Source organism: Azospira restricta (assembly GCF_016858125.1).
GTDB classification, from domain to species: domain Bacteria; phylum Pseudomonadota; class Gammaproteobacteria; order Burkholderiales; family Rhodocyclaceae; genus Proximibacter; species Proximibacter restrictus.
In genome coordinates this window covers 385,681-409,864 of record NZ_CP064781.1, presented here as the reverse complement: position 1 = coordinate 409,864, position 24,184 = coordinate 385,681, and the positions used below count along the sequence as shown (strand labels likewise).

Sequence of the window (24,184 nt, the reverse complement as noted above, 5' to 3'; positions counted from 1 at the left end):
CGTCTGCCAGCCCCGCTCCGCTCGGTAGCGTTCGGCGTTCCCCTTAGAGCCGGGGGGCGATGTTACGGATAGGTGGAGTCTCGGGCCGGGGCGACGGGCAGCGACGTGCTCAGACCGGCGACAGCACCGCCACCACGCGCCCCGCCTCGATGCGCACCGACTTCAGCAGCCAGCGCGCGGCGATCTCCTGCGGCGAGCCGTCCTCGCGCAGCACATAGACCGGCTTCGTGCGGAAGTAGTTGTTCAGCAGCTGCGTCACCGCCAGTCGCGCCGCCGGCGTCGCCTCCTGGCGCAGCGCCGGCGCGCTGAGCGAGTCGGCGACCGCCTTCTCCAGGTAGAAGGCCTTGTTCCGGTCGTCGTAGCGGAGCCCGGCGCGGCCGGTGAAATCGATGCGCAGCGGCGGCTGCCCCGGCGTCTCCAGGTCGATGCTGGCGGCGACGCGGGCGCGGCCGTCGTCGCCGTCGAGCGCGATGCGCGGCGGTTCCTTCAGCGACACCGTCAGCAGCCCGCCGTAGCTGAGCTGCTGCGGCTTGCTCCGGGCCAGCGCCGCCTGGATCTCGGCTTCCGAGAAGACCACCTCGCGCTCGAGGAAGCCGGCAGCGGCGCTGGCGCCGGCGAGCAGCGCGGCGGCGAGAACGATCAATCGGGCGAGTTTCATGGGCAGATCCGGAACGGGTTGGCGGTGCGTTGCGCCAGGCGGCAGAGGATAATGCATGGCGATGATCACTGCACCTTTCGACCGCCTGTGCGCCGGGACGTTTCCCCCTTAGCCCGATGAGCGCCGCGCCCCCGACCCTGTTCGCCATGCCCAGCCCCTTCGACACCGAAGTCGGCACGCTGCTGCTGCGCGAGCCGCCGACGGCGAAGGCCGGCGAGCTGCGCGCGCGCCTGCTCGACGGCAGCTACGGCAAGCCCTTCGTCGTCGACGACGGCGAGTTGCGCTACCTGTACTTCGATACCCGCCTGATGCAGAGCGCGATGCGGCTGGCGGCCCCGGATGCGCTGGAACTGCGCTACACGCAGCTGATGATGGCCTGCCTGCTGTTCGTGCCGCGGCCGCAGCGCGTCGCGCTGATCGGGCTGGGCGGCGGCTCGCTGCTCAAGTTCTGCTGCAGCCGGCTGCCCGCCGCCGACTTCACCGCGGTCGAGATCGACGCCGACGTGATCGCGCTCGGCGAGGCCTTCCTGCTGCCGCCGCCGGGGCCGCGCCTGCGCGTCGTCGAGGCCGACGGCGCCGCGTGGCTGGCGCAGGCGGACGGCGGCATCGACGTGCTGCTGATCGATGCCTTCGACGCGCACGGCTTTGCCCCGGCGCTGGCCAGCCGCGAGTTCCTGCAGCACGCGTGCGACAAGCTCGCCGGCAAGGGCGTGCTGGTGATCAATCTCGCCGGCGAGGGCGAGCGCTACGCCGGGCTGGTTGCCGAGGTGCTGACGGTGTTCGACGGGCAGGCGATCGTCGTGCCGGTGCCGGAGGACGGCAACCACGTGCTGTTCGCCTTCCGCGAGCGCCACTTCGAGCCGCGCTGGCGCTGGCTGCACAACCACGCCCGCGAGCTGCGGGCGCGGCACGGGCTCGATTTTCCGGCACTGGCGCAGAAGCTGGAGCGCGCCGCGCGGCAGTCGTTGGCGCGCGACCTGGCCGGACGACGGGGCCGTTGACGGCTGCGGCGGGACTATTCCGCGGCGATGACGCGAATCGCCTCGCTGCCGATCTGCACCAGTTCGTTGCCCCGCAGCTTGCGCGCCTTGCGCGTTTCGATCTCGCCGTCGACGACGACCAGGCCGTCGGCGATCATCGCCTTGGCGGCGCCGCCGGACGGCGCGATCGCCAGCAGCTTGAGGACGATGTGCAGTTCGATGTAGTCGCCGTCGAGCAGGAAAGTGTGGTGGGCCATCGCGGGATTCCGGAAGGGTTTCGATACTTCATCATAGTCGGCCGCGCGCGATCAGGCGCAGGCAACCGGGCGTGCGTTCGAGCAGGCCGTCGGCGGCGAGCCGCGCCAGCGCGCGGTAGAGCGCCTCATGCGTGACGCCGAGCTCGGCGGCGAGCGGTTTCAGCTCGCCGGGCCAGGCGAGCGTGCCGTCCTCGCCCTCGCATTCGATGTAGTGGACGAGGCGCTCGCGCACCGAACGCATCGCCAGCCGCTCGGCGCGGGCGCGCAGGCGGCGGATCTCGCGCGCCAGGAACAGCCGCCAGCGGGCGGCGAAATCCGGGTCGGCGTCGAGCGCGCCGCGGAAGTCGGCGAGCGGGAAGACGCAGGCGCGCCCGGCGCGGACGGCGAGCGCGTCGCAGTGGTAGCGCGCCGAGTCGATGCTCGGCTCGGCGAGGAAGCTGCCGGCGCCGCTGCGCTGGAAGACCACCGGCTGTCCGTGCAGGCCGTGGCGCAGCAGGTGGACCTCGCCGGCGGCGACGAAGAGCATCCGCGTCGGCCGCTGGCCGCGGCGGAAGAGCGTCTCGCCGCGCGCGAACGGCTGCGTGCGGGCGAGCGCGGCGAGCGCCGGCGGCAGGAAGTCGGGCAGCGGCGCGTCGGTGGCGGCGCTCGGGACGGCAGCTTCGGTCATATGATCGCGATCATACGGTGCGACGGGGCGTGCCGGCTACAGTCGGCGCCTGTCCCCCTTCCGGAGCCCCGCCATGATCCGCATTCCCCGTCTTCCCGACTGCCTGCGTTCGGCTTGCCGTCCGGCGGTGCTGGCGCTCGCCGTCGCCACGCCGGTACTGGCGCAGCACGGCGGCCATGCCGTCCCGCCGCCATCGTATGCCGGCCAGCAGCAGCGCGAGATCAAGGCGCTCGCCGCCGACGAGCAGCGCGCCTTCCTCGCCGGCGCCGGCGCGGGCTTCGCGCGCGCCGCCGAGCTCAACCATTTCCCCGGTCCGATGCACGTCGTCGAGCTGGCCGACGCGCTGGCGCTGACGCCGGCGCAGCGGCAGGCGAGCGAGCGGCTGCTGCACGAGCACAAGGCCGAGGCGCGGGAACGGGGGGCGCGCGTCGTCGCCGCCGAGCGCGAACTCGACCGCCTGTTTGCCGCCGGCACGGTGGACGCGGCGGCGCTGGCCGCGGCCGTGGCGCAGGCCGGCGAGGCGCTGGCGGCGTACCGCCTGGCGCACCTCGACGCGCACCGCCGGCAACGCGCCCTGCTGACGGCCGAACAGGTGGCGGCGTACGACCGTCGGCGCGGCTACGCCGGCGACTGAAGGGGAGCGCTGCGGAAGCTTGCCGCGCGCGCCTTGTACAGCGCACGGAAGGCGTTGATCAGGCCGAGCGGCTTGACGTCGATGACGGTGATCGCGCAGCCGACCTCGACGCCGAAGCCGCGCTCCTTGCGCCGCACCGCGCGCACCAGGAACTCGACCGGCGCCGGCAGATCGGCGGCGACGACGCGGCACAGCCAGGTCAGGCGCGGCGTCAGGTGCTGCACATCGTCGCGATGGACGGCGAGGCCGATCCCCTTCGGCGAGATGTCGATGATGTTGCCGGCCAGCCGCAGCTCGCCGGAAACCAGTTCGGCCATGCCGGCCAGCGGCAGTCGCTCGGCTTTTCTCAGGTCGTGGCGCATGGGCTGCTCCAGCCGGTTGCGGGATCGTGCGTCCAGTATAGCCCGCGGCAGGGCGCCGGCGCTCAGCCGCCGCCCTCGGCCCACGTCCGGAACAGTTGCGCCAGCGCCGGCAGCCCCTCGCGGATCGCCACCGGGCCGGGGTTGAGGATCACCGCCGACTTGAGCTCGTGGATCTGCCCGCCGGCGACCGCCGGCACGCCCTGCCAGCCGGCGCGCGCGGCGACGCGCTCGGGGCGGAAGTGCTTGCCGCACCAGGAGCCGATGATGATGTCCGGGGCGCGGCGCACCACCTCCAGCGGGTCGGCGATGATGCGCTCCTTGGCCGACTGCGCGCGCGCCTGGTCGGCGAAGACGTCGACGCCGCCGGCGATGCCGATCATCTCGGAAACCCAGCGGATGCCGGAGATCGGCGGCTCGTCCCATTCCTCGAAGTAGACGCGCGGCCGCCGCGGCAGCGTCGCGGCTTCGGCGCGCACCGTCGCGATCACGGCTTCCAGTTCGGCGCACAGCGCCAGCGCCTTGGCCTCGGCGCCGACCAGGCGGCCGACCGTCTCGACCATCGCCAGGATGTCCTCGACGCTGCGCTGGTTGAAGGCATAGACCGGCACGCCGGCGGCGATCAGCTCGCGGCTGATGCCGGCCTGCAGGTTGGAGAAGCTGAGCACCAGATCGGGCTCGACGGCGAGGATCTTCTGCAGGTCGCCGCTGGTGAAGGCGAAGACCTTCGGCTTTTCCTTGCGCGCCTCCTTCGGAAATACGGTGTAGCCGGAGATGCCGGCGATGCGGTCCTGTTCGCCGAGGGCGTAGAGCACCTCGACGGTTTCGGTGGTCAGGCAGACGATGCGCTGCGGCAGGCGGGGGGTGGGGGTTCGCGTGGTCATCGCGCGATTGTATCGGCAAGCGCCGACGACGGCGGTATGATCGGCGAACGCCGCGCGGCAGCGGCGGTCAAAAAAACCATGAGCCTCGAGGGGGGATCGTCCGTGACCATGCCGCAGCCCGATTCGGCTTTCCTGCGCGCCCAGTTGGCACGGATCCGCGGGGGCGCACTCGCCCTCGTCGTCACGCTCGCCGTCCTCTTCGCCGGCTACGGCGTGCTCGACTACCGCGCGCAGGTGGCGCTTGCCAAAAGCGAGGCGCAGGAAATCGCCGACATGGCCGCGCTCAACGCCGAGGGCACGCTGCAGGCGGCCAACCAGCTGCTCGCCGGCATGGCGGCGATCCTCCAGCATTCGCCGGAAGCGGCAATCCCGCATTCGGCGCAGATCCGCAACACGCTGCTGTCGTGGCAGGTGGCAACGCCCTACCTGATGGACCTCGCCGTCGTCGAGCCGCCCGGCCGCATCGTCCATTGGACCGGTCCCGGCGAGCCGCCGGACGTCACCGACCGGCAATACGTCCGCGAACACCTGGCGACCGCCGACACGCGGCTCTACGTCGGCGAGCCGCAGGTTTCGAAGGTGCATCGCGACAAGTGGTTCTTCGGCGTCAGCAAGCCGGTGCGCGACCGCGACGGCAGGGTCAGCCGGGTGCTGGTGGCGGCGATCGACCTCGCCGTCTTCGGCGACTCGCTCGGTGCCCGCTTCTCGATACCCGGCAGCACGCTGGCGATCGCTTCCGCCGACGGCAAGATCTACGCGCGGATTCCCGACAACGAGCGGCACGTCGGCCGCCAGCTGGCGCTGCCGGAGGAGGCGGCGCAGTACGCGCCGGGAACGCCGTCCGGCGTGTTCACGACGCGCTCGCCGCTCGACGGGCGGCAGCGCGTGGTCGCCTTCCGCCTGCTGCGCGGCACGCCGCTCTACGCCGTCGGCTCGGTTGACCACGGTCGCATGCTGGCGCCCTGGTACGAGCGGCTGGTGCTGGCGGTCGGGCTGTGGCTCGGCATCGGCGCGATCATCCTCTGGCTCGCCGAGCAGCTGGTGCGGGCGGCGCGCGAGCACGAGACGCTGGCCTCGGTGGACGGCCTCACCGGCGTGCTCAACCGGCGCTCGCTGCTCGGCCTCGCCGACAGCCCGGAGCGCCGCGGCGCGCGCGGCGAGCAGCTGGTGGTGATGATGATCGACGTCGACCACTTCAAGGCGATCAACGACAGCTTCGGCCACGCCGTCGGCGACGACATCCTGCGCCAGGTGGCGGCGGCGCTGCGCAGCTGCTGCCGGCAGAGCGACCTGGTCGGCCGCTACGGCGGCGAGGAATTCCTGGTCGTCCTCGACCGCGCGTCGATCGACGATACGCGCCAGCTCGCCGAGAACATGCGCCGGGCGGTCACCGCCATCGGCACGCCGCGCGGCCCGGTCAGCGTCAGCATCGGCATCGCCGGTATCGCCACCGTCGACGGCACGCTCGACGAGGCGATCCGCTGCGCCGACGCGGCGATGTACGCGGCCAAGGCCGCCGGTCGCAACTGCGTGCGGGTCGCCGGCGTCGATGTGCAGGAGTTTCCGGTCGCCTGAGCGCCGCGCCTCAGCCGCGCAATGCGCGCGCGATCATCAGCGCCGCCGTCGCCAGCAGCAGCAGCGCGAACAGCCGGCGCAGCTTGTATTCCGGCAGCCGGTGCGCCCAGGCGACGCCGGTCGAGATCGTCGCCATGCCGCCGGCGGCGAGCAGCGCGCCGGTCTGCCAGTCGACCTGCTGCGCCTGCGCGAAGGTGGCGAGCGCCAGCACGCTGCCCGGCACCACCATCGCCAGCCCCATGCCCTGTGCCACCGCCTGCCTGAGGCCGAAGCCGCGCACCAGCAACGGCGCCGCGACGAGGCCGGCGCCGACGCCGAAGAGGCCGGACAGGAACCCGCCGGCGAGCCCGACGCCGGGCATCAGGCGCGGGTGCCAGCCGGCGCTTTTGATCTCGGCCGGCGCGGCGCGCAGCGTGCCGCGCAGGAAATGGAGCGCCAGCCCGATCAGGAAGGTCGCGAAGCACAGCGCCAGCACGCGCGAATCGAGATGCACCGCGAGCCAGGCCGCCGGCCAGGTGGTGGCCAGCGCGCACAGGGCGAGCAGGCCGACGGTCGCCAGCGGCATCGGGTGGCGCTGGTAGTAGCGCCAGAACGCGAGCAGCACGTTCGGCATGATCATCACCAGCGCCGTGCCCTGCGCCAGCTGCTGGCTCATGCCGAAGCCGAGCGCCAGCACCGGGATAGCGACGATGCCGCCGCCGATGCCGAGCAGGCCGCCGACGCCGCCGAGCAGTGCGCCGAGCAGCAGCGGCCAGGCGAGGGCGAAGGAAAATTCCATCGCTGCGCCGACCTCACAGCGCGGCGGCGATGGCTGTACCGACGGCGGTGGTATCCGCCGTGCCGCCCATGTCCGGCGTGCGCGGGCCGTCGGCGATGGTCGCCTCGATCGCGCGCAGGATCGCGTCGTGCGCGGCGGTGTAGCGTTCGTTTCCATTGCCGAGGAAGTCGAGCATCATCGCCCCCGACCAGATCATGCCGATCGGGTTGGCGATGTTGCGGCCGTAGATGTCCGGCGCCGAGCCATGCACCGGCTCGAACAGCGACGGGAAGCGGCGCTCCGGGTTGAGGTTGGCCGACGGCGCGATGCCGATCGTTCCGGCGCAGGCCGGGCCGAGGTCGGAGAGGATGTCGCCGAACAGGTTGGAGCCGACGACCACGTCGAAGCGCTCCGGCTGCAGCACGAAGCGCGCGCAGAGGATGTCGATGTGCTGTTTGTCCCAGCTCACCTCCGGGTAGTTCGCCGCCATCGCCGCGACGCGCTCGTCCCACCAGGGCATCGAGATGGCGATGCCGTTCGACTTGGTCGCCGCGGTTAGCAACTTGCGCGGCCGGCTGTTCGCCAGCTCGAAGGCGTACTTCAGGATGCGGTCGGTGCCCTTGCGGGTGAATATCGATTCCTGCAGCACCGTCTCGCGCTCGGTGCCCTCGTACATCCTGCCGCCGACCGCCGAGTACTCGCCCTCGGTGTTCTCGCGTACCACGTAGAAGTCGATGTCGCCCGGCTGCTTGTTCGCCAGCGGGCAGGGCACACCGGGCATCAGCCGCACCGGGCGCAGGTTCACGTACTGGTCGAACTCGCGCCGGAACCTGAGCAGCGAGCCCCACAGCGAGATGTGGTCGGGCACCAGTGCCGGCCAGCCGACGGCGCCGAAGTAGATCGCGTCGAAGTCCTGCAGCTGCGCGAACCAGTCGTCCGGCATCATCCGGCCGGTGCGCTGCCAGTAGTCGCAGTTGGCCCAGTCGAAGCGCTGGAAGGAAAGCGGCAGGTCGAACTTCGCCGCGGCCGCCGCGACGACGCGCAGCCCTTCGGGCATCACTTCGTTGCCGATACCGTCACCGGGGATGACGGCGATGCGCTGGGTTTTCATGGCGGCGGACTCCTGAAAATGGACTTGAGTCCGGCAAGGATACCGATCACGGATTGAACTAAAATCGGTTGAATCGTCACTACATAATTCACGAATCGTGAAAAATGCGCCGCAACTCGACGACCTCCGCCTGTTCTGTGCCGTCGCCCGCCACCGCAGCTTCGCCGCCACCGCGCGTGAACTGGGTCTTTCCAACGCCGTCGTCAGCAAGCGCATCGCCATCCTCGAAGCGTGCATGGAGGCGACGCTGCTGCACCGGACGACGCGCAGCGTGGCGCTGACCGAGCCGGGCGAGACGGTGCTGCAATGGGCGCAGCGCCTCCTCGACGACGTCGACCAGCTGGCCGACGCCGTCTCCGAAACCCGCGCCGAACCGCGCGGTCTGCTGCGCATCTGCACCAGCTCCGGCTTCGGCCGCAACCGCATCGCGCCGGCGCTGTCGGCGCTGGCGAAGCGCCATCCCGGGCTCGAAATCCAGCTCGAACTGCGTGATCGGCCGGTCGACCTGATCGACGAAGGCTTCCACCTCGACATCCGCTTCGGCGAGGCGCGCGAGCCGTATCTCATCTCGTGCCGGCTGGCCGCCAACGAGCGCGTGCTCTGCGCGGCGCCGGCCTATCTCGCCGCACACGGTACGCCGGCGACGCTCGCCGACCTGGCACGGCACCGCTGCATCGTCATCCGCGAGCGCTACGAGGACTTCGGGCGGTGGACGCTGCACGGCCCGCGCGGCGAGGAAACGGTGAAGGTCAGCGGCCCGCTGTCGGCGAGCAACGGCGAGATCGTCCACCAGTGGGCGATCGACGGCCACGGCATCATCCTGCGCTCGCTCTGGGACGTCGGTCCCAGCCTCGACCGCGGTGACCTCGTGCGCGTGCTGCCGGACTACGCGCAGCGGGTGGATGTGTGGGCGGTGTATCCGTCGCGGCTGTCGGCGTCGGCGCGGCTGCGGGTGTGCGTGGAGTTTCTGGTGGTGACCTGCCCGGCGATTTTCGGACCAGCTGAAACTTGAGAAGATGGCTTCCTTGAAGAAAGGGAGTCATGAGAAAGAGCCGATTTACGGAAGCGCAGACCGTCGCGATCCTGCGTGAAGCGGACAAGAGTTCGGTTGCCGAAGTAGCGAAGAAACACGGCATCAGCGAACAAACGATCTACAGCTGGCGGCAGCGCTTCGGTTCGATGAATGCCGATGAAGTGAAACGGCTGCGGCAGCTTGAGCAGGAAAATGCCCGGCTGAAGAAGCTGCTGGCCGAACGTGATCTCGAAGTCGAGATCATGAAGGAGATCAACGCAAAAAAATGGTGAGCGCACCCGCCCGGCGCCGGCAGGCAGAGTACGCCAAGGGGCGTGGCCTGTCGGAGCGGAAAGCGTGTGCGCTGACCCGTACGGCGAGATCGGCGCTCCGTTACGAATCACGCATGCAGAAGAAGGACGCACCGGCACTGGCGGCCATGCGCATCCTATCGGCACAGTACCCACGATACGGCTACCGGCGCATTCAGGTCTTTCTCGAACGCCAGGGGCAGCGGATGAGTACTGACCGGGCTTGGCGCCTGTGGCGCAAGGCAGGGTTGCAGGTGCCGCGGAAGCGGCCAAGAAAGCGGATTGCGCTGTCTCGCCCCCGGCCGCAAGCGCCGCTTGCAGCCGGGCAGGTATGGGCTTACGACTTCGTATTCGACGCCTGCGCCAACGGTCAGCAGCTGAAGTGTCTGACAGTCGTCGATGAATACACGCGAGAGAGCCTGGCGATCGATGTCGCCGGTTCGATTCGTTCCGGGAGAGTGATCGAGGTGCTGTCACAACTCATCAGCACGCACGGTGCGCCCAAGATTCTGCGCTCGGACAACGGCCCCGAATTCGTTTCCCGGGCGCTGCTGCGCTGGGCGGCCAACGAGAATCTCGACATGGCACTGATCGACCCCGGCAAGCCGTGGCAGAACGGTATGGCAGAAAGCTTCAACGGCAAGTTCCGGGATGAATGCCTGTCGATGGAGTGGTTCAGGAACCGAACGGAAGCCAAGGTCGTAATCGATCAATGGCGTCAGCATTACAATGAAATCCGTCCGCATTCGAGCCTGGGCAACCAGACTCCGGCGGCATTCAAGAAGCAGTGTCTTTCAACCACCAAACCGGGAGCCATTTTCCAGGAATGAGTGGCCCGAAGAATTCAGGCAGGTCAGTGGCGTATCTGGCCAGAAGGCCGATAACAAATGGATCAATTTTGTTGTGATGACAAATAAATTACAATTTCCGCTTTCCTCTAAGAGGCAGCCGAAGGGCTAGAGACATATGAGCACGCAAGGATCGAATACCCTGAAGGTGGTCGAAGAGCTACAGCAAGGAACAGTTGAGCAGCCTGCAAAAATTCCACGCCTAAAGGATAGATTGACCGAAGAGTTGGTAATTGCTTTAGTGGGGCCAGTAGGTTCTGGTTGCACTACGACCTATGAAACCCTGTTGAGTAAATTCAAGGACGATTATTCATACTCGGTGCACTACTACAGGCTAAGCGATTTCATCGCACAAGGCGCCAAGTTAATAGACCAAGCCGTAGCAGATAACTTATCTGCATCGGAACGTGTGGATCGCATGCAGACCGTTGGCGATGAGCTACGCAAAATTTGCGGCACTTCGTATCTTGCGGCTAAAGCAGTCGAAAAGATTGCAGAACACCGTGACACAGTAGGATTCGGAAAATCGGCAGATGGAATGGCGGTGCCGAAAAAACTCCGGCAAGTTCACATCATCGACTCTATTAAACATCCGGACGAACTCAAGTTACTCCGTGCAACATACGGAGATATCTTTTGGCTGATCGGTGTTTTCGCTCCACAGTCTGTTCGTGAACAGCGCCTAACAGTGCAGCAAAATCTGGACAAGCCTGCGCTAGGCGCGATCATGCAACGTGACTATCGTGAAGAAGATGATCACGGACAAAAGGTACGAGATGTTTTTTACCAAGCGGATTTTTTTGTAAGAAATGACCAAGAGAACAAGCTTCAACTCGAAAAGTCACTTGATCGATTCTTGGAGATAATTTTTGGTAGCCCTGTTCACACACCTACTCTAGACGAATCATCAATGTATGCGGCTTACGCAGAGGCCGCAAAATCTGCCTGCCTATCTCGTCAAGTAGGAGCTGCAATCGTCAGCCCGGAGGGTGAGTTAATAGGTCTGGGAAGAAACGATGTGCCGCGATTCGGCGGAGGGCTTTATACAGAGGATGCGGGTGAGTCTGATCACCGTTGCCATGCATGGCAAGACAGGCGGTGTCATAACGATAAAAAGAAGGATCTACTTTATCAGCAAATATTTACCAAGCTTCAAAAAGGAGGTTTGCTGGCAGATCATGCAAAGCTGGAAGAAGTGACAAAGGCACTCAAGACAACAGACGCAAAACAACTGATCGAATACTCCAGAGCAGTACATGCCGAGATGGACGCGATCACAGCAGTTGCTCGCAGTCACAAACCCGGTTTGCTCAGCGGGACACTTTACTCGACAACATTCCCTTGTCATTCATGTGCAAGGCATATCGTCGCAAGTGGGATCAACAAGGTAATTTTCATAGAGCCTTATCCAAAAAGCCTGGCTGGTGAACTGCATTCCGATGCGGTGTCCGAAAGCGAAGCGGATGCGGGCAAGAAAGTCTTATTCCTTCAGTTTGCGGGGATTGCGCCAAAGAATATCCTGAAGCTCTTCAATGTTGGATTGACACGTAAAGCTTCGGATGGGAAACTGAAATCCTTCGACAAGAAGACTGCTCCACCCGTAGTTGCGGTCTCGTTGGACGATTATTCGACCCACGAAAAATATGTCATTGCGGAGCTGGCAGAGAATGAAGAAAAAGCATCACACGGTAAGCAATCAGCTCTCTTTGATGCTTGAGCAGTCGCAAGTGCCCACCGTAACCCATACCCTTTCTGCATCTTTTCCTCGGCACGCGTCTGGGGTCGTGGTTCAGTTCCCACAAAAGCTGCAACACACCTCTAGTTTTCGGGAGCGGGTTATTCAGGATTTGATGACTACGCGGGTAATTGTTGCTGAATAGAAACCCAGATCAATCGTAAAAATGCCCGGAAATTCCGGGCATTTTTACGTCAAAAGCTCCAATTCTCAGGGTTGCTTCTTCCGCCGCCGTTCGCGCACCGTCTCCAGGTGGCGGCACAGCTTCTCGGTCCCTTCCAAGAGCCGCGGCGTATGCCGCTGGATCAGCTCCGGCGGCACGAAGAACAGGTTGTCGCGCTTCACCGCGTCGATGCTCGTCCACTTCTTCCAGTCGTCGAGCCATTCCGGGCGCGAATCGCCCATGCCGCTGGCGATGATCGTTTCCGGGTTGGCGGCGATCACCGCCTCGACGGTCACCGTCGGCGCCATCTGCTCGAGCGTGCCGAAGACGTTGTCGCCGCTGCACAGCCGGATCGCGTCCGAAATGATCTGGTTCTTGCCCACCGTCATCAGCGGCTGCTTCCAGATCTGGTAGAAGGTGCGCACCGTCGCCTTGCCGCCGAACTGCGCCCGCAGCGCGGCGAGGCGCTCGCGGAAGCGCTCCGCTTCGGCATGGGCGACGGCGCCGGTGCCGGCCAGCGTGCCGAGGCGCTCGATCTCGCTGGCGACGTCCTCGATGCGGTTCGGCTGCGAGACGTAGATCGTGTAGCCCAGCCCCTTCAGCTTCTCCAGGTGGGCGGCGGCGTTGCCGCTCTGCCAGCCGACGACGAGGTCGGGCTTGAGCGCAGCGATCGCCTCCAGGTCGAGGCGCGAATAGCCGCCGACGCGCTGGATCTTCTTCGCCGCCTCCGGGTAGTCGCTGTAGTCGACGGTGCCGACGACCTGCGCGCCGGCGCCGGCGGCGAACAGTGTCTCGGTCATGTGCGGGGCGAGGCTGACGATGCGCTTCGCCGGCTGGGCGAGCTTCACCGTGTTGCCGATATCGTCGCGGACGCTGACCTCGGCCTGCGCGGCCGCGGCGACGAGAGCAAGGGAAAGCAGGAAGGCGCTGCGGATCATTGCGGGCTCCATTCGGTGAGGGCGGCGGCGAGCCGCTGCCATTCGGATTCGTCGCCGGGCAGGCCGAAGCGCAGGCCGGGCAGGTCGGCGAACAGGCGGACGAGGATGCCGCGGGCGGCGAGAAAGTCGTGCAGCGCCTGCGCATGGTCGGTCGGCAGCCAGCAGAACAGCGGGTTGGCGCGGACCTCGCCGAGCGGTGCCAGCAGCGCGCGCAGGCGCTCGCCGTCGGCGGCCAGCCGCGCGCGCGTCGCCGCCTGCCAGTCGCGGTCGGCGAGCGCCGCCTGCGCGACGGCGCGCGACGGGCCGCTCAGCGTCCACGGGCCGAGCGTCTCGGCCATCTGCGCGCGCAGTTCGCGGCGGGCGAAGAGGAAGCCGACGCGGGCGCCGGCGAGCCCGAAGAACTTGCCGAGCGAGCGCAGCACGATCAGGTTCGGTGCCGCGTCGGTGCCGGCGAACGGCGTCACGCAATTGTCCGGATCGGCGTCGGCGAAGGCTTCGTCGACGACCAGCGTGCCGCCGCGCTTCTTCAGCTGCGCTGCGGCGGCCAGCAGCTCGTCGCGGGCGAAGGCGCGCGCGCTCGGGTTGTTCGGGTTGCACAGCAGCACGTTCGGCGTCATCGCCGCCAGCACGCGGCTGAGCGATGCGCCGGGCAGCCGGCGCACCTTGTGCCCGGCGCGCTCCCAGGCATGTGGGTGCTCGGCGTAGAGCGGCGCCGCCATCGCCACCGCGGCGCGCGGCAGGAGTTGAGGCAGGCACTGGATCGCCGCCTGCGAGCCGGCGATCGGCAGCAGCTGGGCGTTGCCGTAGTAGGCGGCGGCCGCGTCCTCCAGCCCGTCGTGGTCTTCCGGCAGCCGCCGCCAGCAGTCGGCCGGCAGCGGCGGCACCGGCCAGCCCTGCGGGTTGATGCCGGTCGACAGGTCGGCCCAGTCGGCGAGCGGGATGCCCCACTGCGCAGCGGCCAGCCGCAGGCGTCCGCCGTGCTCAAGCATGCGCCGCTCCGTTCGTGAAGATCGCGGCGGCGACGCCGACCAGCAGCGCAAGGATCAGCCACAGGCGCAGTCCGCGGCGTACCAGCGCCAGCGCGCGGCGGATGTCGCCGGCCTGCGGTGCGCGGCCTTCGCCGAGGCGGGGGCGCACTTCCAGCCGGCCGTGGTAGACCGCCGGGCCGCCGAGCGCGACCTGCAGCGCGCCGGCGCCGGCGGCCATCACCGGGCCGGCGTTCGGGCTGTCCCAGGCGGGTGCCTGCGCGCGCCAGCAGGCAAGCGCTCGGCGGAAGGAACCGAACAGCGCATAGGAGAGCGCGGTCAGTCGCGCCGGCAGGTAGTTGAGCGCGTCGTCGAGGCGCGCGGCGGCGGCACCGAAACGCAGGAAGCGCGCGTTGCGGTAGCCCCACATCGCGTCGAGCGTGTTCGCCAGCCGGAACAGCAGCGCGCCCGGGCCGCCGAGCAGGAAGAACCAGAACAGCGCGCCGAACACCGCGTCGTTACCGTTCTCCAACAGCGATTCGACGGCGGCCTTGGCCACGCCCTCCTCGTCGAGCGCCGAGGTGTCGCGCGAGACCATCCAGCCGACGTGCTCGCGCGCCGCCGCCAGATCGGCGGCCTCCAGATCCGCGGCGACGCGCTCGCCGTGTTCCTCCAGCGCCCGGCCGCCGAGCGCGAAGCACAGCAGCAGCGGGTGCAGCAGCCAGCCGAACGGCAGCGTGCACAGGAAGCCGGCCGCCAGCACCGGCGGCAGCACGGCGAGGCTCCAGGCGAAGAGGCCGGCCGGGCGCGAGCCGCCGTCGCGGTTCAGCCGGCGCTCGATGCCGGCGGCGATGCGGCCGAAGCCGACCAGCGGATGCCAGCGCTGCGGTTCGCCGAGCAGGCGGTCGAGCGTGGCGCCGGCCAGGGCGAACAGCGGCAGCAGCAGGGGGGCGGGGAGGGACACGGCGCGGCGGCGGGGAATGGGGAAGGGGCGGATTTTACCGCGCGCCGCGCGTCGCCGTCAGAATGCCGCGCCGCCGAGCGGGTGGCGGCGGGACGGGGGCGCCGCTGCAGGAGCGGACGACCGCTGCTTGCGCCGCCGCGCACGCAGTGTCCCGAAAACGGATCGGCTCCGCTGCGCAGGCATCGCTGCCGAGCCGCGCGCCACGCTCGGGCGTCTCCCAAGGGAACTTCTAGGCGATGCGGAAGCGGTTGACGGTGCCCGCCAGGTCCTGCGCCAGGTCGCGCAGTTCGCCGGCGGCGCCGGCGGTCTGGCTGGCGGCGGCGGTGTTCTCTTCGGCCATCTGCGCGATGCGTTCGACATTCTGTGCGATGTTGGTGGTCGCCGCTGCCTGCTCATGCATCGCCGCGGTGATGTCGTTGAGGCCGCCGCGCGTGCCGATCACCGCTTCCTCGGCGCTGGCGAGGACGCCGGAGACGGCGTGCATCAGCGCCCGCGCTGCGTCCAGCCGGCGGTTGCTCTCGCCCATCGCCTGCTCGACGGTCTGCGAGTGGGTGCTCACCTGATGGGTGACGCTGTCGATCTCGCTGGCCGACTGCGAGGATTTCTCGGCGAGCTTCCTGACTTCGCTGGCGACGACCGCGAAGCCGCGGCCGTGCTCGCCGGCGCGCGCCGCCTCGATCGCCGCGTTGAGCGCGAGCAGGTTGGTCTGCTCGGCGATTTCGCGCACCTGGCGGGTCAGCGTCGAGATCGCCTGCGTGCTGCGGATGAATTCGGCGAGGCTGGCGTCCATCCGCATCACCGAGTTCTGCACGCCGTCGAGCTCGACCTCCAGCGCGTGGACGCTGCGCGAGCCCTCCATTTCCTGCGTGTAGCTGACCTCGCCCAGTTCCCGGACCTGGGAGGTGTTTTCCGAGACATGGGAAATGCTGACCGTCATCTGCTCGACTGCGGCCGACATCGACGCCGCCGACTCGCTTTGCGATTCGCTGCTGTCGCGCACCTGCACCGCTGCCGCGGCGAGCTGCTGCGAGGCGCCGGCGAGCTGGCCGGCGCCGGCGACGATGCTGGTGAAGCTGTCGCGCAGCGCCGCCATCAGGCGGTCGAAGGACTGGCCGGCGAGGCCGACTTCGTCGCCGGCAGTGGCGCCGGTGCGCAGCGTCAGGTCGCGCGTCTCGGCGACGCGCTGCATCACCGCCTGCAGCTCGGCCACCGGCCGGCTGACGCTGCTGCGCACGACGAGCAGCATCGCCAAGCCGGCGAGAACCAGCACCAGCGCGATTGCGCCGCCTTCCTGGATGACGCTTTCGCGGAACTCGCTCTCGACCGTGTCGACATAGACGCCGGTGCCGACGATCCAGCCCCAGGGCTCGAAGCCGCGGACGTGCGCGATCTTCGGCTTGGGCTCGCTGTGCCCGGGCTTCGGCCACATGTACTGCAGTTCGCCGCCATCCTTGCCTTTCGCCAGTTTCGCGAACTCGGTGAAGATCGGCAGGCCGTGCGGATCCTTGAAATCGGTCATGTCCTTGCCGTTCAGTTCCGGCTTGATCGGATGCATCACGATCCGCGCCGCGCCGTCCTGGATCCAGAAGTAGTCGCTGAAGTCGTCGCCGTGGCGCATGCGGGCGATGATCTGCCGCGCCGATTCCCTGGCCTGCTCCTCGCTCAGCTTGCCCGCCCTGGCCTGGGCGTGGCTGGCCTCGATCACCGCCATCGCCTGTGCCACCAGCTGGCGGGCGTCGAATTTGCGTTCCTCGAACAGGTCGTCGCGCTTGTGCGTAAATAGCAGCAGCAGCGCCAGCAGCATCACCGCGCCGGCGGCGCCGAGCACGACGTTGAGCTTGGTGGCGACCTTCAGATCCCTGAATCCCATGTTTTTGATTCCTTGTTGGAAATGCATTACGACTATTCAGAGGGCATTGCAAGATTTATTCCATGTGCGTTCGATGTGCTGCCGCTGCGAATCCGGCATTGGGCGGCGGCCGGTCGCGTGCGAAAATGCGCGTCCTTCCGCCGACCCTTTCCGCCGATCCGATGACCACGACCCGCACGCTGATGGTGCAAGGCTGCACCTCCGACGCCGGCAAGAGCACGCTGGTTGCCGCGCTATGCCGCATCCTCAGGCGCCGCGGCGTGCGCGTCGCGCCGTTCAAGCCGCAGAATATGGCGCTCAACTCGGCGGTCACCGTCGACGGCGGCGAGATCGGCCGTGCGCAGGCGCTGCAGGCGCTCGCCGCCGGCCTCGCGCCGCACACCGACTTCAACCCGGTGCTGCTCAAACCCAACACCGACAAGCGGGCGCAGGTGATCATCCACGGCAAGGCGGTCAGCGACCTCGACGCCCGCGCCTACCACGAGTACAAGCCGCGCGCGATGAAGGCGGTGCTCGAATCGTACGAGCGGCTGTGTGCACAGTACGACTGCGTGCTGGTCGAGGGCGCCGGCAGCCCGGCCGAGATCAACCTCAGGGACCGCGACATCGCCAACATGGGCTTCGCTGAGGCGGTCGACTGCCCGGTGATCCTCGTCGCCGACATCGACCGCGGCGGCGTCTTCGCGCACCTGGTCGGCACGCTGGAGCTGCTGTCGCCGTCGGAGCAGGCGCGGGTCAGGGGCTTCGTGATCAACCGTTTTCGCGGCGACATCGGCCTGCTCGAACCGGGGCTCGACTGGCTGGAAGCGCGTACCGGCAAGCCGGTGCTCGGCGTGCTGCCCTACCTGCACGGGCTCTATCTCGACGCCGAGGACGCGCTGCCGCGCGGCACCGAGGCGAAGGCGGCGACGCAGCTGAAGGTCATCGCGCCGGCCTTCCCGCGCATCTCGAACCACAACGACCTCGACCCGCTGCGCTTCCACCCGCAGGTCGACTTCCGCTTCGTCGGCCCGAACGAGCCGCCGCCGGCCGCCGACCTGATCGTGCTGCCCGGCTCGAAGTCGGTGCAGGCCGACCTCGCGTGGCTGCGCGAACACGGCTGGGAGGCCGCGATCGACCGGCACCTGCGCTACGGCGGCAAGCTGATCGGCATCTGCGGCGGCTACCAGATGCTCGGTCGCGCGCTGCACGACCCGCTCGGGCTGGAAGGCCGGCCGGGCAGCGCGTCCGGGCTCGGCCTGCTCGACTGCGAGACGACGCTGGCAGCGGAGAAGCAGCTGAAGAACGTCGCCGGCACGCTGCACCTGCCGGGCGCGCCGGCGGTCGCCGGCTACGAGATTCACATGGGGGTCACCGCCGGCCCGGCGCTGGCGGCGCCGGCGGCGACGCTGGACGGCCGTGCCGACGGCGCGCGGTCGGCCGACGGGCAGATCCTCGCCACCTACTGCCACGGCCTGTTCGACGAACCGGCCGCGCTCGCGGCCTTGTTGCAGTGGGCCGGCGCGCAAGTCGGGGGCACGCACTTCGACGCCGCCGCGCGCCGCGAGGCCGACCTCGACCGGCTGGCGGATGCGGTCGAGGCGGCGCTCGACGCGGAGAAGATGAAGGGGCTGCTGCCTACTTGAGCGCCAGCGGCAGCCCCGCGGCAACCAGCGTCACCCGCGCGCAGACGGCGGCGACGCGCTGGTTGAGGCGGCCCTGCTCGTCGGCGAAGCAGCGCGATACCGGGTGCATCGGCACGATGCCCCAGCCGACCTCGTTGGAGACAAGCAGGATGCTTCCCGGCAGCGTCGGCAGCAGCGCCACCAGCGCGTCGGTCTCCGCCGCCAGCAGCGGGCAGTCGATCGCCTCGCCGGCTTCCGCCTGGCGCGCCGCGGCGCCGGCGAAAAGCAGGTTGGACAGCCACAGCGTCAGGCAGTCGACGAGCAGGCAGGTGTCCGCCGCCGCATGCGTGCGCAGCGCCGCGGCGAGCTGCAGCGGCGCCTCGACCAGCCCCCAGTCCGCCGGCCGGCGGGCGCGGTGGTGGGCGATGCGGCGCGCCATCTCGCCGTCGCGGTTCTCGGCAGTGGCGACGTAGACGACGCGCAGCCGGTTGCCGGCCGCCGCCTCCGCCGCGCGCCGCTCGGCGAGTGCGCTCTTGCCCGAGCGGGCGCCGCCGATGATCAGTTCGTGTCGTCCCATTGCCTGTCTTCAGTCCGTGGTCTGGCGCGCCGCGTCGCGCGCGGCCGGATTATCGCCCGCCGCCGGCTTTTCCGCATCGAGCGTGCCGGCCAGGCACCAAATGCCGCGGCCGGCGGTCTTCGCCGCGTACATCGCGCGGTCGGCGGCGCCGGTCAGCGTCTCGGCGTCGTCGCCGTCGCCGGGGTAGCAGGCGATGCCGATCGAGGCGCCGACCTGCAGCCAGAGGCCCTTGTCGGCCAGCTCGATCGGCGTGCCGATCAGCTGGATCAGCTTGTCGGCGACGCGGCTCGCCTCGTCCGCGGTATGCAGCCCCTCGCAGATGACGACGAATTCGTCGCCGCCGGGGCGGGCGATGAAGTCGCCGGCGCGCACGCCGTGCGCGAGGCGGCCGGCGATGTCGACCAGCACGCGGTCACCGGTGCTGTGGCCGTGGGTGTCGTTGATCGGCTTGAAGCCATCGAGGTCGATGAAGAACAGCGACAGCCCGTTTCCCTGCCGCGCCGCGCGCGCCAGCGCCTGCGGCAGGAAGCCGATCAGGCTGCGGCGGTTGGCCAGCCCGGTCAGCCAGTCGTGCTGCGCCTCGTGGTCGAGCGCCTGGCGCTGCGCCTCGAGCGTCACCAGCTGCGCGCGGATCTGCTGCTGCATCGCCGCGAAGCGCCGCGCCAGCGCGCCGATCTCGTCCTGGCGGTCGGTCGGCAGGTCGAGCGCGCCGGGCTTGCCGAAGTGCGCCATCGCCTGTTCGATCTGGCGCAGCGACGCGGTCACCGCGCGCGCCAGCACGAAGGCGAGCAGCGCCGCGAGGACGCCGGCGAGCAGCACGTTGCGCGTCGCGTTGGCGGCCAGTTCGCCGCTCTCCGTCAGCACGCCGGAGAGCGGCTGCGCCAGCCCGAGCAGGAAGTGCACGCCGCGCTCGCCGCCGGCGCCGCGCCACGCCGACGGCAGCGCGTCGACGCCGACGAAGCTGGCGAGGTGTTCGTCGGCGCTGTGCTCCGGGGTCGTCCGGAAGCTGACCTCGGCGTTGCCGGGGGCGAGCAGCGCCGCCGTCTGCGGGAAGACCTCCTGGATGCGCGCGCGTTGCCCGCGGTCGAAGGCGAAGGCCTTGCGCGGGTCGGGGTGGATCAGGAAGTCGCCGTCGCCGTTGGTCAGGTAGACGGTGGTGCCGCCCGGCAGATCGGTGGCCAGCAGGTGGAAGAGGCCGTTGAGGTCGAGGTTGATGACGACGACGCCGAGCGCCCGCTCGCCGTCGCTGACCCGCATCGCCAGCTGCGCCGACGGGCGCCCCTCGGCGTCGTGGGCACCGCTCTCGCGGTTGATCGTCGCCGGCGACGCGAAGACGCCGCCCGGCGGCAGCGCCAGCGTCTCGAAGACGTAGGGCTGGTGCCCCTTTTCCTGCAGGTCGTCGCCGGCGATGCGCAGCGGCCCGCTGGCGGCGCGGTCGACGCGCGCTACCTCGATGCCGTTGCCGGCGGCGATCAGGCGGATCTGGAAGTAGGCCGGGCGGCTGGCGAGCAGCGCCGAGAACAGTTCGCCGATGTGCTCCCGGCCGACCTCGTCGCCGGTGAGCGCCGAGCTGCTGTCGGGGTGGCGGGCGAGCAGCTGCAGGTCGCGCTCGACGCCGTCCAGCGTCATCGCGATGCGGCCGCCGAGCACGCGGGTGGCGGTCGCCAGCTGCTCGGTGGCGGTGACGATCAGCGCCGCGCGCCCGTCGCGGTAGGCGAAATAGCCGGTCAGGCCAGCGGCGAACAGCGCCAGCAGCGCGAAGGCGAGCGCCAGCCGGCGTGCCAGCGACAGCGCGAACAGCTCCCTGCCGCTCATGGCTGCAGCACCTTCTCGCGGCGGTCGCCGGAGACGATGCGCTGCCACAGGCGCGCGCGCCGCTCCGCGTTCTCGACCGGCATCAGCCAGTGCGGCGGCCGCCCGCCGGCGGCCTGGATCGCCTCGCCGCGGCGCGTGCTGGACAGCCCCTGCCGCTGCTCGAGCAGGCGGCTGGCGGTGTCGCCGAGCAGGTGGTCGATGAAGGCGTGCGCCAGCGCGCGGTCGCGCGCGCCACGCGCGATCGCCCAGCAGTCGAGCCAGGCCAGCGCACCCTCGCGCGGAATGAAGTAGCCGACCTCGACGCCGCGGTCGGCGAGCGCCTTGACCTGCTGCGAACCGTAGTTGGCGAAGAGCAGCACGGCCCGGTGGCGGATGAACAGGTCGGCCGCCTCGTCGGGCTGGCTGTAGAAGCCGAGCACGTTGCGGCGCAGCGCGAGCAGCTGGTCGACGGCGGCCGGCCAGTCGCCGTCGCCGATCCGGAACGGCGAGGCGAGGCCGAGGCGCAGCGCGGCCAGCGAGAAATTGTGCGAGGAGCCGTTGAAGACGAGCACGCGCCGGCGATAGCGCGGGTCCCACAGCACCGCGAGCGATTCCGGCGGCTGCGCGAAGGCGCTGCGGTCGTAGATGATGCCCATCTCGGCGTAGGTGAAGGGGATGCCATAGACCCGCCCGTCGCGGACCAGACCGGGCAGCGCGGCCGGATCGCGGAAGCGCGGCGCCTGCGCGCGGCGGGCGGCAATGCGCTCCGCATCGACCGGCTGCAGCCAGCCGGCGGCGGCGTAGCGGGCGATCTCGGCGGTGTTGGCGGCGACCAGGTCGAAGTCGCCGCCGGCGCGGTTGCGCATCTTCTCGAGCAGCGCGTCGTCGTTGTCGACGATGGTCAGTTCGACCTCGACGCCGTGCCGCGCGCGGAATTCGGCGACGACCTCCGGCTCGACGTAGCCCGGCCAGGCGAGCACGCGCAGGGCCGGCGCCGCCCAGGCGGTGCCGGCGGCGAGCGCGGCGATCAGGAGGCTGCTGCAGACGATTCGGCGCATGTGGGGGGTGGCCGCTGCTCCTGCGGTTATACTCCGGGCTTGCCGCGGCGGGCTGCTGCCGCGGCGTTCACGCGTTTTTGATCCCATTCTGCCATGAACTTCGCCATCGCCTCCCCGGATATTGCGCTCACTGCCGAGCTGCAACGCAAGATCGACAACAAGACCAAGCCGCTCGGCGCGCTCGGCGAACTGGAGCGGCTCGCGCTCAAGGTCGGCCTCGTCCAGCAGACGCTCAGCCCCCGCCTCGACCAGCCGCAGATGATCGTCTTCGCCGGCGACCACGGCGCGGCCAGGGCCGGCGTCTCGGCCTTCCCGCAGGACGTGACCTGGCAGATGGTGGAGAATTTCCTCGCCGGTGGCGCCGCGATCAACGTCTTTGCGCGCGCCAACGGCCTCGGCCTGTCCGTCGTCGACGCCGGCGTCGCGCACGACTTCGGTCCGCGCGACGGCCTGATCGACGCCAAGGTGGCGCCGGGTACGCGCAACTACCTCGACGAGCCGGCGATGACCGCGGCCGAGCGCGACAGCGCGCTCGCCCGCGGCGCGGCGCTGGCGCGCGAGCTGGCGGCCGCCGGCTGCAAGGTCGTCGGCTTCGGCGAGATGGGCATCGGCAACACCGCTGCCGCCTCGCTGCTCACCCACCACCTGACCGGCACGCCGCTCGCCGACTGCATCGGCCGCGGCACCGGACTCGACGACCCCGGCCTCGCCCGGAAGCGTGAACTGCTGGCGCGGGCCGCGGCGCGCGCCGGGCTGCCGGCGACGGCGACCGGCGGCGGCGAGCATGCGCTGGCGGTGCTCGCCGAGTTCGGCGGCTTCGAGATCGCGATGATGGCCGGCGCCATGCTCGGCGCCGCCGAGGCCGGACTGGTGCTGCTCGTCGACGGCTTCATCGTCGGTTCCGCCTTCCTCGTCGCCGCGCGTCTGCAGCCGGCGATCGTCGACTATGCGGTGTTCTGCCACCGCTCGGCCGAGCCCGGCCACCAGGCGCAGCTCGCCGCGCTCGGCGCTACGCCGCTGATCGACCTCGGCCTGCGCCTCGGCGAAGGTACCGGCGCCGCGCTGGCCTGGCCGCTGTTGCGCGCGGCGGTGGCCTTCCTCGACGAGATGGCCAGCTTCGAGTCGGCCGGCGTCTCGGAAAAGGCCTGATGAACCCGCTGCGCCGCGAGCTCGCGTACTTCTTCGGCGCCGTCCGCTTCTTCACGCGGCTGCCGGTGCCGGCCTGGGTCTGCCATTCGCCGGAAGCGCTCAACCACTCGGCGCGCTACTTCCCGCTGGTCGGCCTGGTGGTCGGCCTGATCGGCGCGCTGACCTTCGCCTTCGCCTCCTTCTTCTTCCCGAAGACGCTCGCCGTGCTGCTGGCGATGGCGGCGACGCTGCTGGTTACCGGCGCCTTTCACGAGGATGGCTGGGCCGACATGGTCGACGGTTTCGGCGGCGGCTGGACGCGCGAGCGCACGCTGGAAATCATGAAGGACTCGAGCATCGGCAGCTACGGCACGATCGCGCTGGTGTTGATGCTGCTCGGCAAGTTCATGGCGCTGGTCGAGCTCGACATGCTGCTGGTCGCGCCGGCGCTGATCGCCGGCCACGCGCTGTCGCGGCTGTGCGCGACCGGCCTGCTGCGCTTCCTCGACTACGCGCGCGAGGAGGGCAAGGCGAAGCCGCTGGCGACGCGGCTCTCGCGCGGCGAACTGGCGCTCGCCGCGGTCTTCGGCCTGGTCGCGCTGGCGCTGCTGCCGCCGGCCGGCGCGCTGGCCGGCCTCGTCTTCGCCGTCGCCGCGACCGCCTTCCTCGCGCGCAAGTTCGCGCGGCGCCTCGGCGGCTACACCGGCGACTGCCTCGGCGCGACGCAGCAGCTCGCCGAGCTGGCGTTCTACTTCGGCCTGCTGTGCAGGTTTTCCTGATCCGCCACCCGCGGCCGCAGGTCGCGCCCGGTATCTGCTACGGCCAGCTCGACCTGGTGGCGGAGGACGTCGCGGCCACTGCCGCCGCACTGCGCGCGCAGCTGCCGCCCGGCCTGCCGCTGATCTCCAGCCCGCTCGCGCGCTGCCGCGCGCTGGCCGAGGCGCTGCACCCGGCGCCGCGCTTCGCGCCGGGGCTGATGGAGATGAACTTCGGCGACTGGGAGGGCAAGCGCTGGGACGAGATCGGCGTCGCCGCGCTCGACACCTGGGCCGCCGACCTGCTGCACCACGCGCCGCCTGGCGGCGAGTCGGCGGCGATGCTGCAGGCGCGCAGCGTGGCGACGCTGGATGCGCTGGCGGCGGAAGGGCTGGCCGCCTGCGTCGTCGTCACCCACGCCGGCGTCATGCGCGCCGCGCTCGGCCACGCGCGCGGGCTGCCGGCGGCGGAATGGTCGCAGCTCAGGTTCGCCTACGGGGAATGCGTGACGCTGACGTGGCCCGGGCCGCGACGGTAAGGTCCGGCGGCGAGCTTCCCCGGGCCGCCGGTCGGCAGCGC

Annotated in this window: 24 protein-coding genes; 10 read left to right on the top strand and 14 right to left on the bottom strand. The window is 69.5% G+C overall.

The window, feature by feature from the left end; genetic code table 11:
- Positions 1 to 109 precede the first annotated feature (109 nt).
- Positions 110 to 658: a DUF1439 domain-containing protein gene (locus IWH25_RS01965; protein WP_203387685.1), complete on the bottom strand. Its 549-nt coding sequence runs from the start codon at positions 656 to 658 to the stop codon at positions 110 to 112.
- Between the two features lie 116 nt (positions 659 to 774).
- Between IWH25_RS01965 and IWH25_RS01960 the strand changes: the two genes are divergently transcribed.
- Positions 775 to 1,659 (top strand): spermine/spermidine synthase domain-containing protein, encoded by an 885-nt coding sequence (locus IWH25_RS01960; RefSeq protein ID WP_203387684.1) that lies wholly within the window; start codon positions 775 to 777, stop codon positions 1,657 to 1,659.
- A 14-nt stretch (positions 1,660 to 1,673) separates the two neighbouring features.
- Here the strand turns inward: IWH25_RS01960 and IWH25_RS01955 are convergent, their stop codons facing one another.
- Both IWH25_RS01955 and IWH25_RS01950 read right to left on the bottom strand, forming a co-directional pair.
- A complete protein-coding gene (locus tag IWH25_RS01955) occupies positions 1,674 to 1,895 on the bottom strand; it encodes an RNA-binding S4 domain-containing protein (protein ID WP_203387683.1) in 222 nt (73 codons plus the stop codon).
- Positions 1,896 to 1,926: 31 nt separating this feature from the next.
- The gene (locus tag IWH25_RS01950) at positions 1,927 to 2,562 is read right to left on the bottom strand and encodes a Crp/Fnr family transcriptional regulator (RefSeq protein ID WP_203387682.1); all 636 of its coding nucleotides are present in this window, start codon (positions 2,560 to 2,562) and stop codon (positions 1,927 to 1,929) included.
- Positions 2,563 to 2,635: 73 nt separating this feature from the next.
- Between IWH25_RS01950 and IWH25_RS01945 the strand changes: the two genes are divergently transcribed.
- Positions 2,636 to 3,196: a Spy/CpxP family protein refolding chaperone gene (locus IWH25_RS01945; protein ID WP_203387681.1), complete on the top strand. Its 561-nt coding sequence runs from the start codon at positions 2,636 to 2,638 to the stop codon at positions 3,194 to 3,196.
- On the opposite strand, the gene IWH25_RS01940 is transcribed toward IWH25_RS01945, so the two are convergent.
- The gene (locus tag IWH25_RS01940) at positions 3,181 to 3,558 is read right to left on the bottom strand and encodes a PilZ domain-containing protein (protein WP_203387680.1); all 378 of its coding nucleotides are present in this window, start codon (positions 3,556 to 3,558) and stop codon (positions 3,181 to 3,183) included. The genes IWH25_RS01945 and IWH25_RS01940 overlap by 16 nt on opposite strands.
- A gap of 62 nt (positions 3,559 to 3,620) precedes the next feature.
- Positions 3,621 to 4,439, bottom strand: coding sequence for a cobalamin-binding protein (locus tag IWH25_RS01935; RefSeq protein WP_203387679.1), 819 nt, complete (start codon positions 4,437 to 4,439; stop codon positions 3,621 to 3,623).
- Between the two features lie 108 nt (positions 4,440 to 4,547).
- Here IWH25_RS01935 and IWH25_RS01930 point away from each other — a divergent pair, with 108 nt between their 5' ends.
- Positions 4,548 to 6,014 carry a sensor domain-containing diguanylate cyclase gene (locus IWH25_RS01930; RefSeq protein WP_238999096.1) on the top strand — a complete coding sequence of 489 codons (1,467 nt, stop codon included), beginning with the start codon at positions 4,548 to 4,550 and terminating at the stop codon, positions 6,012 to 6,014.
- 10 nt (positions 6,015 to 6,024) lie between these two features.
- Here IWH25_RS01930 and IWH25_RS01925 read toward each other — a convergent pair whose 3' ends face one another.
- Together IWH25_RS01925 and IWH25_RS01920 are read right to left on the bottom strand one after the other, a co-directional pair.
- Positions 6,025 to 6,792, bottom strand: a complete 768-nt coding sequence (locus tag IWH25_RS01925) for a sulfite exporter TauE/SafE family protein (protein ID WP_203387677.1) — start codon at positions 6,790 to 6,792, stop codon at positions 6,025 to 6,027.
- Between the two features lie 13 nt (positions 6,793 to 6,805).
- On the bottom strand, positions 6,806 to 7,882 hold the full coding sequence (locus IWH25_RS01920) for a tartrate dehydrogenase (protein ID WP_203387676.1): 1,077 nt from the start codon (positions 7,880 to 7,882) through the stop codon (positions 6,806 to 6,808).
- A gap of 97 nt (positions 7,883 to 7,979) precedes the next feature.
- Between IWH25_RS01920 and IWH25_RS01915 the strand changes: the two genes are divergently transcribed.
- The 3 genes from IWH25_RS01915 (at position 7,980) to IWH25_RS01905 (ending at position 11,770) form a co-directional block, all read left to right on the top strand.
- On the top strand, positions 7,980 to 8,894 hold the full coding sequence (locus IWH25_RS01915; protein ID WP_203387675.1) for a LysR family transcriptional regulator: 915 nt from the start codon (positions 7,980 to 7,982) through the stop codon (positions 8,892 to 8,894).
- 29 nt (positions 8,895 to 8,923) lie between these two features.
- Positions 8,924 to 10,035 (top strand): IS3 family transposase gene (locus IWH25_RS01910; RefSeq protein ID WP_203386070.1). Its coding sequence is split into 2 segments (ribosomal slippage): positions 8,924 to 9,182 and positions 9,182 to 10,035, totalling 1,113 coding nucleotides; the frame shifts between segments, so codons are not numbered across the junction.
- 136 nt (positions 10,036 to 10,171) lie between these two features.
- Positions 10,172 to 11,770, top strand: a complete 1,599-nt coding sequence (locus IWH25_RS01905) for an anti-phage dCTP deaminase (RefSeq protein ID WP_203387674.1) — start codon at positions 10,172 to 10,174, stop codon at positions 11,768 to 11,770.
- Between the two features lie 228 nt (positions 11,771 to 11,998).
- On the opposite strand, the gene IWH25_RS01900 is transcribed toward IWH25_RS01905, so the two are convergent.
- From IWH25_RS01900 to IWH25_RS01885, 4 genes are all read right to left on the bottom strand, one after another.
- Positions 11,999 to 12,889, bottom strand: coding sequence for a cobalamin-binding protein (locus IWH25_RS01900; protein ID WP_238998973.1), 891 nt, complete (start codon positions 12,887 to 12,889; stop codon positions 11,999 to 12,001).
- Positions 12,886 to 13,878 carry a threonine-phosphate decarboxylase CobD gene (gene cobD, locus IWH25_RS01895; protein WP_203387672.1) on the bottom strand — a complete coding sequence of 331 codons (993 nt, stop codon included), beginning with the start codon at positions 13,876 to 13,878 and terminating at the stop codon, positions 12,886 to 12,888. Before cobD ends, IWH25_RS01900 begins: the two co-directional genes overlap by 4 nt.
- Positions 13,871 to 14,818 carry an adenosylcobinamide-phosphate synthase CbiB gene (cbiB, locus tag IWH25_RS01890; protein ID WP_203387671.1) on the bottom strand — a complete coding sequence of 316 codons (948 nt, stop codon included), beginning with the start codon at positions 14,816 to 14,818 and terminating at the stop codon, positions 13,871 to 13,873. Before cbiB ends, cobD begins: the two co-directional genes overlap by 8 nt.
- Before the next feature lie 229 nt (positions 14,819 to 15,047).
- A complete protein-coding gene (locus IWH25_RS01885) occupies positions 15,048 to 16,688 on the bottom strand; it encodes a methyl-accepting chemotaxis protein (protein WP_203387670.1) in 1,641 nt (546 codons plus the stop codon).
- Positions 16,689 to 16,849: 161 nt separating this feature from the next.
- On the opposite strand from IWH25_RS01885, the gene IWH25_RS01880 reads away from it, so the two are divergent.
- A complete protein-coding gene (locus IWH25_RS01880) occupies positions 16,850 to 18,313 on the top strand; it encodes a cobyric acid synthase (RefSeq protein ID WP_203387669.1) in 1,464 nt (487 codons plus the stop codon).
- Here the strand turns inward: IWH25_RS01880 and cobU are convergent.
- From cobU to IWH25_RS01865, 3 genes are read right to left on the bottom strand one after another with little or no spacing between them, the layout of a single operon-like run.
- Complete coding sequence (gene cobU / locus IWH25_RS01875) at positions 18,306 to 18,869, bottom strand: bifunctional adenosylcobinamide kinase/adenosylcobinamide-phosphate guanylyltransferase (RefSeq protein WP_203387668.1); 564 nt, start codon at positions 18,867 to 18,869, stop codon at positions 18,306 to 18,308. The genes IWH25_RS01880 and cobU overlap by 8 nt on opposite strands.
- Positions 18,870 to 18,878: 9 nt before the next feature.
- Positions 18,879 to 20,684, bottom strand: a complete 1,806-nt coding sequence (locus tag IWH25_RS01870) for a GGDEF domain-containing protein (protein WP_203387667.1) — start codon at positions 20,682 to 20,684, stop codon at positions 18,879 to 18,881.
- On the bottom strand, positions 20,681 to 21,721 hold the full coding sequence (locus IWH25_RS01865) for an extracellular solute-binding protein (RefSeq protein WP_203387666.1): 1,041 nt from the start codon (positions 21,719 to 21,721) through the stop codon (positions 20,681 to 20,683). Before IWH25_RS01865 ends, IWH25_RS01870 begins: the two co-directional genes overlap by 4 nt.
- Positions 21,722 to 21,814: 93 nt before the next feature.
- Here IWH25_RS01865 and cobT point away from each other — a divergent pair, with 93 nt between their 5' ends.
- Genes cobT through cobC form a run of 3 tightly spaced genes read left to right on the top strand, consistent with a single transcriptional unit; the run spans position 21,815 to position 24,143 of the window.
- Positions 21,815 to 22,870 (top strand): nicotinate-nucleotide--dimethylbenzimidazole phosphoribosyltransferase, encoded by a 1,056-nt coding sequence (cobT, locus tag IWH25_RS01860; RefSeq protein ID WP_203387665.1) that lies wholly within the window; start codon positions 21,815 to 21,817, stop codon positions 22,868 to 22,870.
- Positions 22,870 to 23,628, top strand: a complete 759-nt coding sequence (locus IWH25_RS01855; RefSeq protein ID WP_203387664.1) for an adenosylcobinamide-GDP ribazoletransferase — start codon at positions 22,870 to 22,872, stop codon at positions 23,626 to 23,628. Before cobT ends, IWH25_RS01855 begins: the two co-directional genes overlap by 1 nt.
- Complete coding sequence (cobC, locus tag IWH25_RS01850) at positions 23,613 to 24,143, top strand: alpha-ribazole phosphatase family protein (protein ID WP_203387663.1); 531 nt, start codon at positions 23,613 to 23,615, stop codon at positions 24,141 to 24,143. Before IWH25_RS01855 ends, cobC begins: the two co-directional genes overlap by 16 nt.
- Positions 24,144 to 24,184: the final 41 nt, after the last annotated feature.